This window comes from Kitasatospora sp. NPDC085879 (genome assembly GCF_040686255.1).
Taxonomy (GTDB): Bacteria; Actinomycetota; Actinomycetes; order Streptomycetales; family Streptomycetaceae; genus Kitasatospora.
The window spans coordinates 28344-46090 of record NZ_JBFBJZ010000037.1; the positions used below are offsets into that span (position 1 = coordinate 28344).

14 protein-coding genes are annotated in these 17747 nt (G+C 69.6%); 7 read left to right on the top strand and 7 right to left on the bottom strand.

Annotated elements, in window-relative coordinates; all coding sequences use genetic code 11:
- Nucleotides 1–247 precede the first annotated feature (247 nt).
- The 5 genes from AB0P35_RS25955 to AB0P35_RS25975 all read right to left on the bottom strand — a co-directional run bounded on the left by AB0P35_RS25955 (nt 248) and on the right by AB0P35_RS25975 (nt 8316).
- Nucleotides 248–445, bottom strand: a complete 198-nt coding sequence (locus AB0P35_RS25955) for a hypothetical protein (RefSeq protein ID WP_363514945.1) — start codon at nt 443–445, stop codon at nt 248–250.
- A gap of 190 nt (nt 446–635) precedes the next feature.
- Nucleotides 636–3338 (bottom strand): AAA family ATPase, encoded by a 2703-nt coding sequence (locus tag AB0P35_RS25960; RefSeq protein ID WP_363514948.1) that lies wholly within the window; start codon nt 3336–3338, stop codon nt 636–638.
- A 42-nt stretch (nt 3339–3380) separates the two neighbouring features.
- On the bottom strand, nt 3381–4115 hold the full coding sequence (locus AB0P35_RS25965; protein WP_363514951.1) for an aspartate/glutamate racemase family protein: 735 nt from the start codon (nt 4113–4115) through the stop codon (nt 3381–3383).
- Nucleotides 4115–4741, bottom strand: a complete 627-nt coding sequence (locus AB0P35_RS25970; protein WP_363514954.1) for a DUF1349 domain-containing protein — start codon at nt 4739–4741, stop codon at nt 4115–4117. The genes AB0P35_RS25965 and AB0P35_RS25970 overlap by 1 nt, the downstream gene beginning before the upstream one ends.
- A gap of 683 nt (nt 4742–5424) precedes the next feature.
- Nucleotides 5425–8316 carry an AAA family ATPase gene (locus tag AB0P35_RS25975; protein ID WP_363514957.1) on the bottom strand — a complete coding sequence of 964 codons (2892 nt, stop codon included), beginning with the start codon at nt 8314–8316 and terminating at the stop codon, nt 5425–5427.
- Nucleotides 8317–8669: 353 nt separating this feature from the next.
- Here AB0P35_RS25975 and AB0P35_RS25980 point away from each other — a divergent pair, with 353 nt between their 5' ends.
- The 5 genes from AB0P35_RS25980 (at nt 8670) to AB0P35_RS26000 (ending at nt 13834) form a co-directional block, all read left to right on the top strand.
- The gene (locus tag AB0P35_RS25980; protein WP_363514960.1) at nt 8670–9833 is read left to right on the top strand and encodes a class I SAM-dependent methyltransferase family protein; all 1164 of its coding nucleotides are present in this window, start codon (nt 8670–8672) and stop codon (nt 9831–9833) included.
- 84 nt (nt 9834–9917) lie between these two features.
- Nucleotides 9918–12092 carry an endonuclease/exonuclease/phosphatase family protein gene (locus tag AB0P35_RS25985; RefSeq protein ID WP_363514963.1) on the top strand — a complete coding sequence of 725 codons (2175 nt, stop codon included), beginning with the start codon at nt 9918–9920 and terminating at the stop codon, nt 12090–12092.
- 139 nt (nt 12093–12231) lie between these two features.
- A complete protein-coding gene (locus tag AB0P35_RS25990; RefSeq protein WP_363514966.1) occupies nt 12232–12891 on the top strand; it encodes a hypothetical protein in 660 nt (219 codons plus the stop codon).
- 79 nt (nt 12892–12970) lie between these two features.
- Entirely contained in the window at nt 12971–13528 is a 558-nt protein-coding gene (locus AB0P35_RS25995; protein WP_363514969.1) for a GNAT family protein, read from the top strand.
- Nucleotides 13529–13534: 6 nt separating this feature from the next.
- A complete protein-coding gene (locus tag AB0P35_RS26000) occupies nt 13535–13834 on the top strand; it encodes a hypothetical protein (RefSeq protein WP_363514971.1) in 300 nt (99 codons plus the stop codon).
- Nucleotides 13835–13853: 19 nt separating this feature from the next.
- Here the strand turns inward: AB0P35_RS26000 and AB0P35_RS26005 are convergent, their stop codons facing one another.
- Entirely contained in the window at nt 13854–14630 is a 777-nt protein-coding gene (locus AB0P35_RS26005) for a hypothetical protein (RefSeq protein ID WP_363514974.1), read from the bottom strand.
- Entirely contained in the window at nt 14627–15274 is a 648-nt protein-coding gene (locus AB0P35_RS26010) for an RNA polymerase sigma factor (RefSeq protein ID WP_363515056.1), read from the bottom strand. The genes AB0P35_RS26005 and AB0P35_RS26010 overlap by 4 nt, the downstream gene beginning before the upstream one ends.
- Nucleotides 15275–15714: 440 nt before the next feature.
- On the opposite strand from AB0P35_RS26010, the gene AB0P35_RS26015 reads away from it, so the two are divergent.
- Nucleotides 15715–17544 (top strand): carbohydrate binding domain-containing protein, encoded by a 1830-nt coding sequence (locus tag AB0P35_RS26015; RefSeq protein ID WP_363515059.1) that lies wholly within the window; start codon nt 15715–15717, stop codon nt 17542–17544.
- The gene (locus AB0P35_RS26020) at nt 17541–17687 is read left to right on the top strand and encodes a carbohydrate-binding module family 20 domain-containing protein (RefSeq protein ID WP_363515062.1); all 147 of its coding nucleotides are present in this window, start codon (nt 17541–17543) and stop codon (nt 17685–17687) included. Before AB0P35_RS26015 ends, AB0P35_RS26020 begins: the two co-directional genes overlap by 4 nt.
- Nucleotides 17688–17747: the final 60 nt, after the last annotated feature.

A 17747-nucleotide genomic window follows, 5' to 3' on the forward strand; every position in this document is an offset into this window, starting at 1 on the left:
GGCGTGTGGTCACTCCTGCTGTCGTACGGCCCGCCGGAATCAGCGAGCCTCATCGAGTACGGGCGACGGCGGTTGCAGGCACCTTGTCCCAAGCGCCGCGGGGCCCCGGGGCCCCTTCGAGGATTCGATCTTCCTACGACAGGGAATCACGAGCTGCCCTGCAGGCGATGAGTAAAGAGTGCTCATCTGGTTCGACGGCGGCCTGCGGCGGCACTCGGACCCGTCGGCGCCCGGCTGCTCCGGGGCGTCATAAATCCTCCAGCTCGGCCAGAAGCCGGTCGATCTTCTCCTGTAGCCTCCGGTTCTCCTCCTCGATCATCTCCGTGAATATTTCTGCACAGGTCACGTAGTCCTTGACGAGCCGTTCCACATGTTCCAGGCCCTTCTCGTGGGCCAGGCTCAGCAGATCCTCGCGAGAAAACTGTCCTGCTTGGTCGTCGAACATTTCCCGTTGCCTTCCCTTCCGGGGCGACCTCGACCACGCGTGTCCGTGGGAACAGGTGAGGGGCTGGCATCTCCACCGGCGTGGCGCGCACGAATCGTTGGAGTGGCAAGCCCAGCAGATCACTGTTCTGTGTTCGGCACCTGGGCAGGCGGTACTCAATCAGGAGGTGAAATCTGCCGTACGACGACGGCTACTCATTCCGCCGCAACGCGCCGACCAGCTCGCGGCGGCTGGTGATCCCCAACTTCGTGAACACCTGGCGCAGATGGTTGTCCACCGTCCGAACGGACAGCGTCAGCCGAACGGCTATCTCCTTGCTGGAGAGCCTCGACGCGGCCAGGAGCGCGATCTCCGATTCCCTTCTTGTCAGGGGCAGGGGGGCGGAGGTGAACGCCAGCATCGGGGTGACGGCGCCCTGGCAGGTCCGGGTGAACCGGCTCACCCGTGCCTCCGCCGCGGTGGCCGCTCGTGGCAGGCCGTCGCCACGGAGGATTCCGGCTGCCTCGGCCGCCGCCTCGGCCGCAAGCAGGTGGGCCCCGATGGCGTGCAGCCGATCGGTTGCCTTGAGCAGTCCTTCGGCGTCCCGGGCGGCCATGGCGGAGACCAGGCCCGCCCGCGCACCGGCGAAGTTCCCGTCGCACGAGGCCGCCAGCGTGGTGAGGCGTTCGCAGACCTGTCGGGCACCGCCGATGCGCGCCACCTCGGTCAGGAGGAGCATCTCCGAACTGCTGTGCTGGGCGGCGCGAGCACGGGCCGCGGCCTGGAGCAGGACCTTGCGGCCGGCCACCAGATCACCCTTGGCCGCCAGCAGCCAGGCACGTCCCAGGCTGTCCTCCCCGGCCAGCAGCGGAAAGTCCGGGTAGCTGTCGAAATCCGCGTGGACGGACTCCGCGGTTTCCGTATCGCCCATGAGGGCGGCCGAGGCGGTCAGTCCGGACGCGGTGAGCCGCAGAAGAACGGAGAGATTCTGCTGGTGGGCGACGGCGAACGCCTCGGCGTACCAGCGTCGGGAGTCCGCGACCCGGCCGGCCAGCCAGTGAATGCGCCCGAGCCCCCAGGCCAGCCAGGCGGCCGGCTGGACGGCACCCGCCTCGACGGCGTTCGCGTGACCGCTCTCCGCGATGCGGCGGGCGCTCTCGAGGTCGCCGGCGGCCGCATAGGCCAGGGAGAGGTCGGACAGCGACATCGAGGGATGCTGGACGGCCTCACGCCTGCCGGCACGCGCATGCTCCTCGTAGGCGGCGTGCCCCAGCACGATGGCCTCGGCCGTGCGACCGGTGAACCCCAGGCCCAGCACCTTCATCCGGATCCCGTAGCTGCGGACGCGATCGTCCGTCACGTTCTCCGCTTCCTGCAGGAGGCGCAGCCCGACGTGCGGCTGTCCCCGGACGACATGGATCGCCGCCCGGTTGATGTCGAGGGCTGCGCGCAGGCCGGGATCCCTGATGCCGGCGCGCCCTTCGTGGTGGGTCTGAACAGCCTTCTCGGACCTTCCCGAGCCCCACAGCAGATTCCGTGTTCGCTCCACCGTCACGATGAGGCGTTCCTCGTCGGTGCGGGCCAGGGCGTGTGCGTGCGACAGTACCGTCTCCGCTTCGCCCAGGCGGCCGAGCTGGTGCAGCGACTCCCCTTCGAGGATCCAGCTGTCGACCGACCGGTGCGCGTCCGGCAGCGCTTCCAGAAAGGTCAGGACCCGTGCGTAGTCATGGCCGTGGCGGGCGAGTCTGGCGGCCAGGAGTATCAGCTCGGGGTCGGCGGTTCCGGTGGCCATGAGCTGCCAGGAGGCCATCCGGAGGGTGTCTTCCTGCCGGCGTGGCTCCCGGGCCTCCAGGCTCTCCAGCAGCCCGCGCAGCAGATCGCGACGGGCGACAACGGGAAGCAGCGCGCTGATGACCTGGCCGTAGAGGGGGTGTGCGAGCGTCACATTGGTGCGCCGGCCGTCCAGGTGGACGTGGATCAGGTCGGCGGCTTCGAGTTCGGCCACCGTGACGAGGGGTACATGGGCGGTGAGGTCGTGCACGCTGAGCGGCTCGGCGAGGGCAAGAAGCTGAAGAGCGCGGCGGCCGGCCGCGTCAATGGTGGCGAGCCGGTCCTCAATCAGTTCGGTCAGCCACCGAGTGCCCGTCGGCCGATCCGACATGCGCCACAACTCGCCGTGGCAGGCCAGGGTGCCCCGTTCCAGGGCGCCGAGGACCAGTTCCCTCAGGAACAGCAGATTGCCCTTGCTCGCCCGGTGCAGCTCAAGACTCGACCGGCGCTCGACACTGTTGCCGAGGGCGGAGGAGAGAACAGCCTCGGTCTCCTCCGGCCGAAGTGTCGTCAGGTCGATGCGGTGCATCCGGTCGCCGTGGTTCAGGGCCCGAACCGCATCGGCGGCCGCGTGGCCCGAGGGCACGGTGGCCACGAGGAACACGGCCCCGGCGGCCAGCAGTTGTGTCACCAGGAGGACCGAGGCGGGGTCCAGGTGGTGCAGGTCGTCGACGAGCAGGACGAAGCGGCCCCGGCCACCGGTCTCAAAGGATTTGGCTGCTGCCCGGAAGGCGGCGGGAGGATCCGACAGGCCCAGGCCCGGCGGCAGCAGGTGCGCGACCGCACCCAGCGGAATCGTGGCTGCCGCGGCGCTCGCCACGGTCCTTCCGCCTCGGAAGCCGTCCGCTACCAGTTCCTCCCAGAGCCGCTCGGCGAGTCGGCTCTTCCCGACTCCCGCATCCCCGTAGATGACCACTCCTCGGCAGGCGGGATCGTCCCAGGCGGAGCGGAGCCTGGCCTTCTGGGCCTCACGTCCGATGAACGGCCAGCGCCCGTGTGCCGCACCAGGATCGGGCGTGCGGGCTGACAAGAAGACCTCCGGGATGTACGGACCGACACGGGCCGGGTTGTGCAGATCGGCCACCGTGAAGCTGAACTGTCGGGAACCCGGGTCACCCCGGTCCCGCTACGCGGGGCCCGAGCGCGACGACGGGAGCGGACGGCGCGTGCAGCCCGCGAGCCAGTCCTCGACGAGCCGTGCCGCCAGGGAACGGGCCGAGTCCACCGTGGCCACCGGCGGGTCCGCGAAACGGAAGACGCCCGAGATGTCCAGGCATGCGATGATCACGGCGTCCACGTGGTCGCAGTCCTCGAGCCGCTGGAACAGCTCGCGCCAGGCGAGGGCGCACAGGTGCGCGTCCGTCTCGCCCTTCACCATCTCCTGCAGGGCGTCGATCCGGCACTGCCACGCGGGCTCGACCACCGTCAGTCCCCGGTCGGCCGCGGCACGCTGGTAGAGCCCGGACGCCGCGAGCGGGCGGGATGCCGCAATCGCCACGGACCGCGTCCCGGGGGGCAGTGCATCGAGCGCATCCGCGACGATGTCGAGCAACGGCACACTGATCGATGCGGCCAGCCGGTCGAAGTACATGTGCACGGAGTTGCAGGCCATGCCGATCAGATCCGCCCCGGCCCGCTCGAGGTGCTGCAGTCCCTCCACGGTTGCGGCTTCCACGGCGGCGCTGTCCATCTCCCGGTCGTGATAGAAGGGCGCCGGCTGGGAGAGGATCACCATCTTGGGGAAGTCGATGTCGTCGCGAGCCCCGTAGCGGGCCCTGCACTCCGCCACGACCAGGTCGACGAAGGGGCCGGTGGACGAAGGTCCCATCCCGGCGAGGATTCCGATGGTCGGCCGGTTCATCACGGCGTCTCTCCTGCGGCCGGCATGTCGGGCGCCGCCGTCGTGCCGATCGACAGGTCGTGGAAGGTGGCCCGGAGACCGGCGCCCTTGGGGCTGCACGCGTACACGCCGCACTGCAGCGGAGCGCGGTCGTCCATGTCGTGGAGGCGCGCGATGCGAAGCTGGCTCCAGCGGCCGGCGATCTCGGCCTCGATCACGAAGTCGGCGCCGGACCTCGTGATCGCGAAGCCGATGGCGTCGTCGGGCACCTCCATGTCCTGGGTCGACCAGTCCGACCAGCCGTGGTTGGTGACGACCGCTCCCAGTCGGCTGGGGCCGGTCGGCTCGTACTCGAGTGAGGTCTTGATCCAGGTGTCCGCCGAGAGGCGGACCATCAACCCGGCCTGGTCGTACTGGTAGCGCGGCTGAAGGTGCACTCGGGTCTGCAGCAGGAAGTCGTCCGTGCGGCGGGTGTGGAGGAAGTGCCCGGTGTCCTCACGGAAGCCGTAGTGGGTGCCCTGCCAGAAGTCCGAGCCGGTCTCCGGGGTGACCGTCAGCCGGTCGCCCTCCAGCCGCCAGTTCGTCGGTTCGTTGAGCCAGGACAGTTGCCCGGTCGAGGCGAGGGTGACGTCGTGTGGCTGGTGCATCGGTGCCGCTCCTGATCGATCGGCCGCCCGTTGTGCGGGGGCGCGTGTTCGCAGTCTGCGGTCCCGCATGACCGGTGACATCAGTGCAATCCCCGACATCGGCCCTGGTCCTGCCGGGAGCGGTACGGTTCGGTCGCCGGTCGCCGGTCGCGTCGGCCCGGACGGTGCGTCGCATCCGTGGGGTGGGGCCGAGTCGTTGTAAGGGGTTCGCCCCGGTGCCGTGTCCGCGGGTGAGTGTGTCAGGCTTGCTTCGGGCAGGGGACCGGTCCGTCGGCCGGATCGAGGGGCCCGGCGGCGTGACGTACTGCCGAGCCGGGCGGGTGGTTCCCGGTACAGACCGCGGGGGACCGGAGCGCAGCGGCTCCGGGGAGGCTTGAAGGCCGGGAGCGAGCGAACCATTCGAGGCCGGGTGCGGCTACGACTACGTCAACCGGGCCAACTCGCGGGCTAAGCTGGGCCGTCGTGAAGAGGCGCTGGCCGACTACGATCGCGTGGCTTCCGCGGTTCCCCGGTACGGAGAGCGTGATGGTTGGCCGGGTATGGCCTGGTTCAACCGGGGCAACGTCCTGCTGGACCTCGATCGGCCTGCGGAGGCACTCGGCAGGTGACGCACGCGCGGGACCGTGCCGGGAAGCCCGTGTTGCGCGCCCGCGGCAGCTGCGGCGGGCGCGCGGCACAGCGTCTCAGGCCTCCTCCACGGTTCCCCGCGCGATCAGCTCGCGCCGGGTGACCGTGAGTTTGCGGTAGACCGCGGCCAGGTGGGTCTCGACCGTCTTGGGCGTGATGAACAGGACCTCGGATATCTCCTGGTTGGACCTGCCGGCCGCGGCCAGGTCACCGACGCGCCGCTCCCGCGGGGTCAGGGAGTCGACGCCCAGGACGCCCGTTCTCGGCGGCCGGCCGCCGGCCAGCCGTAGGTCGACCCGGATCCGCTCGGCCAGGTGGACCGCGCCGCAGGCCTGCGAGAGTGCCAGTCCGCTCTCCAGCGCCTTTCGGGCGTCACTTCGGCTGCCCCTGTCGCGCAGCACGACTCCCTGCGCGTGGAGCGTCCTGGCGTACTCCAGCCGGGCCCAGGAGTGCTGCAGCACGTCCGCGGACTCCGCCAGGAGCGGCAGAGCGTCCGCCGCCGGCAGGGTGGAGGCCAGACTGCGGAGGGCGCGCCCGATCGGGGAGGGGGCCTCCCACTGCCTGGCGGCGGCGAGGTCCTGTTCGGCGAGCCGCCGGGCCTCCCGGATCGCACCGGTGGCCCGAAGACATGCGGCAGCACCCGTGCGCCAGGGCAGGAACGCCGGGTTGCGTCCCGCGAGGGGCGTCGCGGCGTACTCCGCGCCGAGTTCGAGCCACCTGTCGGCAGCCTCCTGGAGGTGCCCCCGGGCCTGCAGCAGCCGACAGGAACTTCCCTTCAGGACAAGGGAGTAGACACTGAACGAGCCCTCGACGATGTCCCTGACGATGTCGGTGGAGAGAACGGCCTCGGCAGCGGCCAGGTCGTCGCGGTCCAGCGCCGCCTCGGCCATGGCGTGGTGGGCCACAACCGTGATGACGTGGTTGTTGGCGGCCGAGGCGGCGCGAGCCGCCTCCTTCGCCTCGGCGGCCGCGGTCGGCAGCTCACCCCGTCGCAGGGCAACCAGCGCCCGGGCGCTGCGTGCCGCCGCCGCGTTGCGGAGGGCGCCGTGTCGTCCGGCGCGTTCGAGCGCGGCGTCCAGGCGCGGCGGCACACTGACGTCCTCCGCCGCGATCAACGTGAACCACGCCGCGGAGACGGCCCCGTCGGCACCCCAGGCCAGGAGCAGCTCGTCCCCCGCCAGCGCCCGGCGCGCTCTGGCCGGCGCGTCGGCCCGGCAGCTGTGCAGGTCCACGGTGGCGACCAGGGCGTCCAGGACCCGGCCTCCCCAACCCGGACGGGGCGGCTCCTCCCGGAAGCCCTGGAGCGGTTGGGGCGGCGCCGACCCCCCGACGGCGAAGTAGTCGGCGGTCACCATGCTTGCCTGCATCGCGTCCTCGAGGGCGCGGGCGAGGTCCGAGTCGACGGCCGCCGCGGCCAGTTCGCGCAGCGACTGCTCGGTCAGGCTCCGGAACTCCTCCCAGCCACCGGTGTTGAACAGCGCGATGCCGGCCCGGGCGGTGACCACGGCCCTCTCCAGCGGATCCGTGGTGAGCGCCAGCATTTCCCTCAGGTACCCGAGGGTGGCGGTGGTGTCGACCAGCTCGGCGGCCGCGGCGAGATCGCCCAGCAGCGCGGTGTGCCGGTCGGCCGGGCCGCCCTCGGCCCGGCAGCGCCTCAGGAGGTCGAGCGCCACCTGGGGCGCTCCCCGGCGCAGCGCGTCGGTGCCGGCACGGTGCAGCACCGCCGCATGCTCGGGCGAACCCGCACCGGGCGTCGACATCAGGTGCGCCGCGGCGTGTTCGGCGCTGAGCCCTTCGGCCCGCAGGAGGTCCGCCGCGGCAAGGTGCGCCCGGATGCGCTCGTCGAGGCCGACGCTCTCGTACACGGCGGCGCGGACCAGGGGGTGCACGAACTCGACGACGGTCTCGCTCCGGGTGGGGCAGTGGGTCCGCACCTGCCGGACGAACTCCATCTGTTCGAGAGTCTGGACGGCCCGGGCGACATCGACGACGGCAAGGCCGGTCATCGCGCCGATCCGGCCCAAGGACGCGTCAGGCCCCAGCACAGCGGCCGCCCGGGCGACGTCGCCGGCACTCTCGGTGTGCCTCTGCAGCCACAGGGCGACCCGGCGGTGAACGGCCCCGACGCCCGGCCCCGTCACCCAGGGGGCGTTCGCGGCCGTGGGCTCGATCCCCTCCGCGGACAGCACACGTACAAGCTCGGTCAGCAGATAGGGATTGCCGCCCGACACCGCGTGACAGGCGTCGACGAACTCCGGCTCGGCGGGCCGCGTCAAGGAGACCCGGAGGAAGTCCTCGGCGGCCGACAGGCTCAAAGGCCGCAGACGGACGACCTCGCAGTCCGGGTCCTGCGCGAGCTGCGGGACGGCGACCGCCTCCGGCCCGGTCGGGATCCTGCTGGACATCAGCAGGAGGACGGGCAGGCCGCCCAGGCGCGGCAGCAGGTAGGCGAGGAACCGCAGAGACGCGCTGTCGCCCCAGTGGGCGTCGTCCGCCACCAGCACGACCGGCCCGTGCGCCTCCGTGTAGCGGACCACCAGCTGGTGCAGGGAGTGCAGAACGGCGAAGTCCCCCTCCGAGAACCGTTCGTCGTCCACGCTCCCGAGAGCGGCGAGAGCCGGCACGAGGTCGGCGGCCCGGAGCCACGACTCCCGGCCGTCGGCGTGCCGGACAATGTCACCGAACATCTGACGGACGATGCCGAACGCAAATCTGCGCTCCATCTCGGTACTCCGCGCCCGCAGGACGTTCAGCCCTTCACCGGAGGCCGCCGCAGCGGCCCAGTGCAGAAGCGTCGACTTCCCGATGCCCGGGGCACCCTCGACAAGGACAGCGCGACCGGCGCCTTCCGCGGTGCCACGCAGGAACCGTTCCAGAGCGGACCGTTCCCCGTTCCGCTCAAGAATCCGGATTTCCTCGCTCCCGTCCGGCGGCCCGGGAAATCGCACCGTTCACCTCTCGTCCGTTCTGCGCCACGGTCGACGGGCCCACCCGCCGCCATGTGCCGCACAAGTCTATTCCCCGGATTTCCGGGTCCTTGGTACGACCCCCGGCGACAGGCAATCCGGACACCCCGACAATTCGAATCTCACGCTGCGCACCTGCCCCACTACGCATCGTCGGACAGCGGTGCGCCGCGGCACCGGAACGCGGATTTGTCGGGGGAATTCCCGATGGCCCGGCCCCGCCCTCCTGGCAGGCTCGGCGCCCACCGGCGCCCTGTGACGGACGGAGGATCCGACGTCCCGCCCACGCAGCGTGCGGCGCCGGCCCACACCAACCGCAAGAAAGGCAGGACTTCATGACGGTCGCCGACGGGGGCCTCGCAGACATGCCCGACCCGGCTGCGCAGAAGGGTCGGACCAACGGCGTCGCAACCATGGACCGCTCGGACGGAGAGGGCCTGCGCGCACCAGCGGAATCCGGCGACACCACCGGCCCGGGCGACACCCCCACCACTCCCGACCGGGTCGACCGGGCCTGGGCGCGGTTGGCGCCCGAGCTGAACGCCTTCAAGCGGCTGCTGGCCGACGGAGACCGCTCCGCACTGGACACCGGTCACCTGCCCTCCGACTTCACCGAGCAGGTGCGGACGGCCCTCGCGGAGTTCGAGGTGCTGCTGGACACGGTGATCTCCGCGGAGGCCGAGGGCGACGAGTCCGCCGCGCTGGAGATCGGCGCACGCGTCCACGCGGAACTGCTGCCGTACGTCCTGATGTCGCACCACGCGGAACGGTGGTACTCCAAGCCGCGCGGCTACGCCGGGGACTACCTGACCATCGCCCAGGTGTACGAGGACCGTGCGCGCGGCGTAGGACGGCTGGGACCGGCCCTCGACCGGGGGTTCCTGGAGATCCAGGCAGCCCGTGCGGTGAAGAACCGGCGGCCCCTGCTGGCCGAAGAGATCCGAGCGACCGTCACAGCCGCCCACGGCCGCCCGGCACACGTGACCAGCCTGGCCTGCGGACCGGCCCAAGAGGTCCGCGACGTCCTCGCAGGCCTGACCGATCCCGGCGACCTGGTCGCGACGCTGCTCGACCACGACCAGGAAGCCCTCGACCACGTGGCGCGGCACCTCGACACCCCGCACCTCGCCGCGCAGGTCACGCTGATCCGCGAGGACCTGGTGCGACTGACCACCGGCCGCCGGCCGATCCCGGTGACCGACCAGGACCTGGTCTACTCGATGGGGCTCATCGATTACTTCCCCGACCGCTTCGTCGTCTCCCTGATGAACGTGGCCCACCGGATGCTGTGTTCCGGCGGCCGGCTGATCCTCGGCAACTTCCACCCGCGCAACACGTCGAGGGCCCTCATGGACCACGTGCTGCACTGGCGACTCATCCACCGGACCGAGGACGACCTCCACCGCCTCTTCCTGGCCTCGCGGTTCGGCCGATCCGCGACGCGGATCCGGTACGAGGCCCAGGGCATCAACCTGTTCGCCGAGTGCGTGAAGCGCTGAGCCGTCGATCCGGCGGCGGCATGCGGCAGGTTCCGACATCCCCGGCCCGGCACCATCCCCAACGGCAGAAAGGCACAGCTGATCATGAGGACGGCGAAGAGGGTCCTCGCCCGAGCCGCGGCCACCTCGATCCTCGCCGCTGCGTCCACGGTGACGTCGACGCCCCCGGCGTCGGCCCACACGGGCGAGACCTACCGCGTCATGACGTACAACATTCAGGCCCTGCCGCCGTCGGCGGGGTCGGGAGACCTCTCCCAGGTCTACGGCATGGACCAGGAGAACCGGGCCCGGCTCATCGCCGACCGGATCCTGGCCGAGGACTACGACATCATCACCCTGAACGAGGCCTTCGACGAGGACGTGCGGCGTGTCCTCCTCGCCATGCTGTCCCCGGCCTACCCGCACCACGTGGACCAGTTGCTGAGCCCCGGCAGCGGCGTCGAGGAGGACTCCGGGCTGATGCTGTTCTCCAGGTTTCCCATCAGGCGCACCGGCGAGCAGAACGCCCTCGAGTGCGTGGACCCCGCGCCGCACGCCGGAACGCATCTCATGGACTGCCGGGCCCAGTTCCACCGGTACGAGGCCGGGGACCACCCCGACGACCTGGCGCAGAAGGGCATCGCCCATGTCCAGGTCGACAATCCCGCCGCGGGCCGGCCGCTGGACGTGTTCTTCACCCACACGCAGTCCGACAACCGCGGCGACGAGCCGACGAACACCGCCACCCGGAGCGACCAGTTCGACGAGATGGCCGCCTTCACCACGCGCTACTCCGACCCGCACCACGACGCCGTGCTCATGGGCGACCTGAACGTGCCCGCCGAGACCCAGCCCTCGGCGACGCCGTCCGCGGAATACCTTCGAACGGTGGAGGGCAGGCTCCGCCCCCTCGGATTCGTGGACAGCCGGACCTTCACGGCCCCCGAGGACCACCAGTACTCGGTCTCCACCCGGAATTCCGTCCTGGCCGGCGGCGCCCCGCCGGACCCCGCCAGGGACAACCGGCTCGACTACATCCTCTTCCGGCAGGCGAAGAACGCGGAGGTGCCCTCCTGCTTCCAGCACGCCTGGCTGCAGCGGCAGATGTTCTACCAGGGCGACAGCCCGTTCACCATCGGCGGCCCGTGGGTGTCCACCGATCTCTCCGACCACTACGGCGTCTCCGCCGTCGTCGGAAAGGACGCCGCCCAGTGCAGCCCCGCCAGGGCGGCGGTCGGCCTGGACACCGGTACCCACCGCCGGACGATCCAGCACGATCACGGGTACCAGTGGTACCGATTCGAGCCCGGAACCTACGACTTCTCCGCCCACAGCAAGAACGGCGTCCACTCGGGCTTCCACGTCCAGGCGTTCGCGGCCGACGACCTCTCCACACCGCTCACAGCGGCCGAGGGTGCCGAGTACCTCGACAAGCCCGCCAAACGCGTCGTCTACGCCCCGAACAGACCCTTCTACGTGCGAGTCTCGGCCGATCCCGGATGGACCGGCGCCTACGACCTCACCCTGCACCGGCACATGGGAGCGACCAAGGACGATGCCGTGGTCCTCGACCCCTTCGAGGTGCGGGCCGACGAGCGGCAGATGAGTCCCTTCGTCACCGCTCCGATGACCAAGGTCTGGTACATGTACCGGCAGCACCCGCTGCTGAGCGGACAGAAGCAGAAACTGACCTTCACCACTGGCAGTCAGAGCCTCGGACTCAAACTCAGGATCCAGGCCCTGGACGCCTCCGGGAACGCCTTCTCGCCGGCGCTGCAGAGCGCCGCCGGCTACTCCGGAACCACCCTGAGCGTGGACCCGGCCACATCCCCGATCCTGGGGGACGCCCAGCGGCTCTACTTCACGGTGGAGCGGGAGGGCCCGGCCCTGGGCACCTACAGCATCACACGCACCTCCGACTACCGGCAGGCCCGGTTCCAGCAGTTCTACATCTCCGTCCAGAACGACCACCTGGGCCACGACGAGCCGCACCTCTACACATCCGTCGACGGCGGCAGCGAACGGCACGATTTCCTCTCCAAGATGAGCGAGAAGCAGACCAAGGAGGCGCCGGCCTGGATGCGGGAGATCGGCTTCAACCACGAGATCAGGGCGCGCGTCATCGAGGAGGACGACGGCCTCAACGGCGGCGACGACGCGGTGGGCAGCAGCATCGTCCGGGCCAACGCCGACGGCTCGCAGGTCGACGACTACATGGCGTTCACCCGCGACGGCGAGTACTACCTGTTCTACCGGGTGACCGGCAGGCTCGACGACTGACCGTGACTGCAGGAATATGATCGCCCGACGGCGACGACGCATGACGGCCACCGGCGGGTGGGGTGCTGTTCCGTCGGTGCTGCGCCCCCGGAGCGGCTGGAACGACCGGATCCGGCCGTCGGAACCAGGAGACCACTCAATGCCGTTCGACATAGCCTTTCAGATGCAGATCATATTCGACGCCCGCGAAGCATTCGAGGTGTGGCGAGAGCGGGTCCTCATCGAGCAGCGGGTGCGACTGGAGTCGATCCACCGGTTCGCGGAACAGTTCGACGAGTTCGAGGAGGACCTGCTGACCGACCTGATCGTCGAGGACGCCACCACCCTGGAAGAGGCTCTGGCCGAGCTGCGGCGCGTCGGCCACGAGATCACGGCGGACGACATCTCGGAATGGCGACCGGCGGTGGACGACGAAGGGATGCCGGGAATCTACCTCCTTGAGACTCGAAAGCTGAGGCGGGACTCACGGGTGAACGCCCTCCTCGACCACCTGCACGCCAATCCCGCCCCGGCCCGGCTGAGGGTCGACGGCATCTCGCTGAACAATCACGCCGATGTGAGGGTGGGCGGATCATTTCGCGACTTCGACACATACTGCGACTACCGCCGCCCGTTGATCTTTGCAGGGACAGCCGCCGAGGAGCTCGGCGCCAGAGGCCATGTCTCCTTCTTCGGCATGGACGACGGAGCGCCCGTCGCCCTGTTCTGCGACTTCCAACAGAATGGCCTTCAGCTCAACGAGCCCGACGTCCAGGAAGCGGCCGCCTGGAACGTTCACGACCGCTTCGACATCCGCTGATCGCCCCTGGCCGGCCGGCGGAACAGATGTCCGATCACGCAGGTCAACGGATCCACGGGAGCTGACATAGCATGGGGCGGTGATCGAATTATCTGCTGCCATTCGTCCCGATGTACTGCTGCGCCCTGTGCGGCAGGAAGACTCCCGGGCTCTCTGCCGGGCATATCTGCGCAACAGGGACCATCTGCGACCCTGGGAACCCCGGCGTGGCGCAGACTTCTTCACCGATGCAGGACAGGCAGCGCGCCTGCGGGCTCAGCTGGAGCAGCGTGAAGCCGGGCGCCTGGTTCCCTGGGTCCTGGATCGGGACGGCGAGATCATTGGCGGGGTGACGCTGTCCAACGTGTCGCTGGGGCCGTTCCGCAGCGCGAATCTCGGGTACTGGATCGATGCCGCGCACATGGGGCAGGGCCTGGCCACAGCAGCGGTCGACCTGGCCTGCCAAGCGGCCGACGACCATCTCCGGTTGCACCGGGTCGAAGCCGGCACCGTGCTCGAGAATGCGGCATCCCAGCGAGTGCTCGCCAAGAGCGGGTTCGACCTCATCGGCGAGGCAAGCAGGTACCTGCACATCGATGGCGAGTGGCGGGACCACCTGCTGTTCCAGCGGATTCTGAACGATCGTCATCCGGCCTGAGACGCTGTGCACGAAGCGTTCCTGCCAGTGGCGGACGGTGCGGCGGAGCCGGGCGAGGGCGGAGGCGATCCCGACGGTGCTCGCCAGCTCCTCACCCGGCTGTACGCCGTCCACCCCGGGAATGCCGTCGTGTGGGCGGATTCCGCGTACGTGGGCGAACTCGTCGCCCGGGTCCGGCGAGAACTCGGCATCACCATCGAGGTGGTCGAGCGGCCGCCGGACGCCCAGGGCTTCATCGTCCTGCCCCGCCGCTGGGTCGTGGAGAGGTCGGCCGGGCGGTGTCCTCAGCCAGCGCCGCCGCACTGAAGGCAGCCTGAGGTTCCGATCAGCCGCGTCCGGTGGAGGCAGGTGCCGGGTCCCCGGGCGCAGGGTAGTAAGGGGCACAGCTGGGCCCGTCCCCGGGTAGGAGGAGCGTTACGACGCCGAGCCTCCCGGAGCCTGTGGTGCCATGAGGGTAGTAGAGGGCGAGGGTACGGTCCGCCGGAATCTTTGCGGGGTCAATGGTCCAGATCATGAAGCCGTGCTCGCGGTCGGTGGTCAGGGTCATTGCGGCGTCCAGGGTGGCTTGGTCTCGATGGGCCTGTTCCTGGGTGGTGGGGTGGGGTGGATACCCTTCCTTGCAGGCACGGTCGCCGACGTAGATCCGGGCGGGGATTCCCATCCTGGCCAGGTCGGCGCGCAGGCCCTTCACGTCGATGGCCGGGGAAGAGAAGTTGTCCGCAATAAGCTTCACGGTGCCCGTGGGGCTCTTTTCGATGCTGTAGGACACCGTGCTGATCTTGAGCGGCGAACCGGCACCGCCGGCCGTGGCCGCGCTCTGGGACGGAGCGGTCCCGGCTGCGGTGACCGGTGCGCCGGAGTGGCCCAGCGCGAAGACAGCGGCAGCCGCGGCTGCGGCCAGTCCCGCCGGGAGGACGATACGCACTCCCGGACTCCGGCGCCGGGCGGGGCGGGACGATTCATCGAGCATGGCGTTCATCAGGTTTGCCTCCAGAGTGAGTTGGAGATCGTGAGGCAGAACCGGATCACCAGGCGCCGGCAACAGCCGAGCCAGCTCCGTGTGGTCCAGCGGTTCCTGCCGTCGCCACGGATGGAAGGTCATCGGTTCCTCTCCTCGTTCGACCAGGCCGCCTCGGTGCGGCCACCCGGTACTTGTCCGCCTCCGGCCACCGGTTCCACACTTTCCTGGCGGGCCCGTCGCTTCTTCAGCTCCTTGTCGGCGAGCTTGCGCAGCCGCGTCCGGGCGCGCGAAAGCCGCGACCTGACCGTACCGACCGGGACTCCAAGGGCAGCTGCGGCCTCCGCATAGCCGAGACCCGACCACACGCACATGGTGAAGACCTCCCGCTCGGAGCGCCGGAGCTGCGCCAACCCGGCCCGAGCTGCCGAGAGCTGCTCAGCGTCCGTCATTCGTCCGACCAGCTCATCGGCGAAGTCCGGCACGGCGTCCTTTACGGGAAGGCGTGCCAGTACGCGCTCGTGGCGGCGGGCGGCCCGTGTCGTGTTACGCAGCACGTTCGTCGCGATGCCCATCAGCCACGGCCGCGGGCTGTTGCCCTCGTCCCGGAGTCTGACACGCAGTCGCCAGGCCTCCAGGAACGTCAGGGAGACGATGTCCTGGGCAAGGGACCAGTCGCCGGTCACTCGCATCGCATGCCGATACACCAGCTGGGCATGGTCGTTGAACATCTCCCTGAAGGCCTCAGGATCGCCGGCCCGGATCCGGGCATGTAAAGAAAAATCCACGTGCTGTCTTGTCCGTCCGGCGAGCCGAATTCCAGTGATCTGCACCACATTCGCGACACTTCGGCGCAGACGCCTCAGGGCGATCCCCACCCCATCGTCGTCGACCTCCGACGGTCGACGAGAACGGTCAGGGTAACGGAACGTCAACAAGCCTGCACGAGCCGCACAGGCGTTGACGGATCAAGTTTGCAACTCTAGGGTTTGCCAAACTTCTGGAAAGTTGCAGAAAGATTTCATCCAGATTTCCCATGCCGGCATGAGCGCAATGCGCCTGCCGCCGTCTCACCTTTCCGGTTCCCGCTCGGCCGGGCACCGCCCCCACCGAAGGAGAAGACATGAGCGCCTCTGACACGTCCTCGCCCGTGCGATTAGGCAGCAGACACTCCAGAGTTGCGTCGACGGCCGGCATCGGCCTCGTGCTGGCGCTGGCCACCGCCTCGATGGCCCCGGCCCAGCCGGCGGCCGCCGCGCCTGTGGGCCGGGACGGCAAGAAGGTCACCGCAGTCCTGTTCGAGTGGAAGTTCGACTCCATCGCCCAGGAGTGCACCAACACCCTGGGGCCGAAGGGGTACGGCTACGTGCAGGTGTCTCCGCCGCAGGAGCGTATCCAGGGCACCGCCTGGTGGGCCGGCTACCAGCCCGTCAGCTACAGGATCGCCGGGCCTCTCGGCGACCGCACGGCCTTCCGGGCGATGGTGAGGTCCTGCCACGACGCCGGCGTCGACGTCATCGTCGACACGGTGATCAACCACATGACGTCCGGGTCCGGCACCGGTACTGACGGGACCGCATACACCAAGTACGACTATCCCGGTCTCTACTCCGACTGGGACTTCCACCGCTGCCGCAACCCCATCGGCAGCGACTACCGGAGCCGCTACAACGTGCAGGAATGCGAGCTCGGCGGGGCGGGCGAACCCTCCCTGTCCGACCTCGACACCGGCAGCGACTACGTCCGTGGCAAGATCGCCGACTACATGAACGACCTGATCTCCCTCGGCGCCGACGGCTTCCGGGTGGACGCGGTCAAGCACATCCCGGTGGGCGACCTCACGGCAATCCGCGCCAAACTCAGCAACCGGGACATCTACTGGGTGCAGGAGGCGATCCACGGCGAGGGAGAGGCCGTCTCGCCGGACGAGTACCTCGGTGTCGGAGACGTCCAGGAGTTCCGTTACACCAAGGACCTCAAGCGAGTCTTCACCAACGAGAAGCTCTCCTACCTGAGGAACTTCGGAGAGCCCTGGGGCTACATGCCCTCCGGCCGGTCCGGAACGATGGTCGCCAACCACGACACCGAGCGCAACGGCTCCAGCCTCAGCTACCGGGACGGCGCGAACTACACCCTCGCCCACGTCTTCATGCTGGCCCACCCCTACGGCACACCGTCCGTCCACTCGGGCTACGAGTTCTCCGGCAACGGCGACGGCGCCCCCAACGGCGGCACGGTCAACTCCTGCTACAGCGACGGCTGGAAGTGCCAGCACGCGTGGCGGCAGATCGCCAACATGGTCGGCTTCCGCAATGCCGCCGGCGACAGGGGCATCACCAACTGGTGGGACGACGGCGACAACGCCATCGGCTTCGGCCGAGGCGACCGGACATACGTCGCGATCAACCACGGCGGCGAAGCGGTCGCCCGTACCTTCCAGACCTCGCTGCCGGCCGGAACCTACTGCGACGTGCAGCACGGCGACCCGACCGAGGACGGCGGCTGCACCGGCCCCACCTACACCGTCGACAGCGGTGGGAGGTTCAGCGCCACTGTCGGCTCCAACGATGCCGTCGCCCTCTATGTCGGTGCCGGCGGCCACAGGCCCCCGAGCAACACCGCCACGATCTACTACTCGACCGACCGGAACTGGTCGGCCTACTACGCCCACTTCCGCCCCGACGGAGGTACCTGGACCACCCTGCCCGGCGCCGCCCTCGAAGCCGCCTGCGCGGGCTGGATGCGAAAGACGGTCCCCCTCGGATCCGCCACTGCCCTCAAGGTCGCCTTCACCAATGGTGCCGGCACCTGGGACAACAACCGCACCGCCGACTACACCCTGGGCACCGGCGCCAGCGCTGTCAGGGCCGGCGCCGTCACCGTCGGCAACCCCTGCCACGGCCAGGAACCGGCCGGCGTCTCCTTCGCTTCCACGGGCAGCACCGTTGTCGGCCAGGACATCCGGGTCGTCGGCAACAGCGCCGCCCTCGGCAACTGGGTCCTTCTGCTGCCTTCAAGCTCGACCCTGCCGCCCACCCGGTCTGGAAGGGCGACCTGACACTCCCGGCCGGTACCGTCCTCAAATACAAGTACGTCCGAACGGACGCCGCAGGCCACATCACCTGGGAGTCCGGGGCGAACCGCACAGCGGTCGTCCCGGCTTCAGGCCGGGTCACCCTGGCCGACACCTGGCGCAATTGACCCATGCCCCAGTGGCCCGTCCCTCTCGGGACGGGCCCACAGGGTGAGACGACCGAGAAT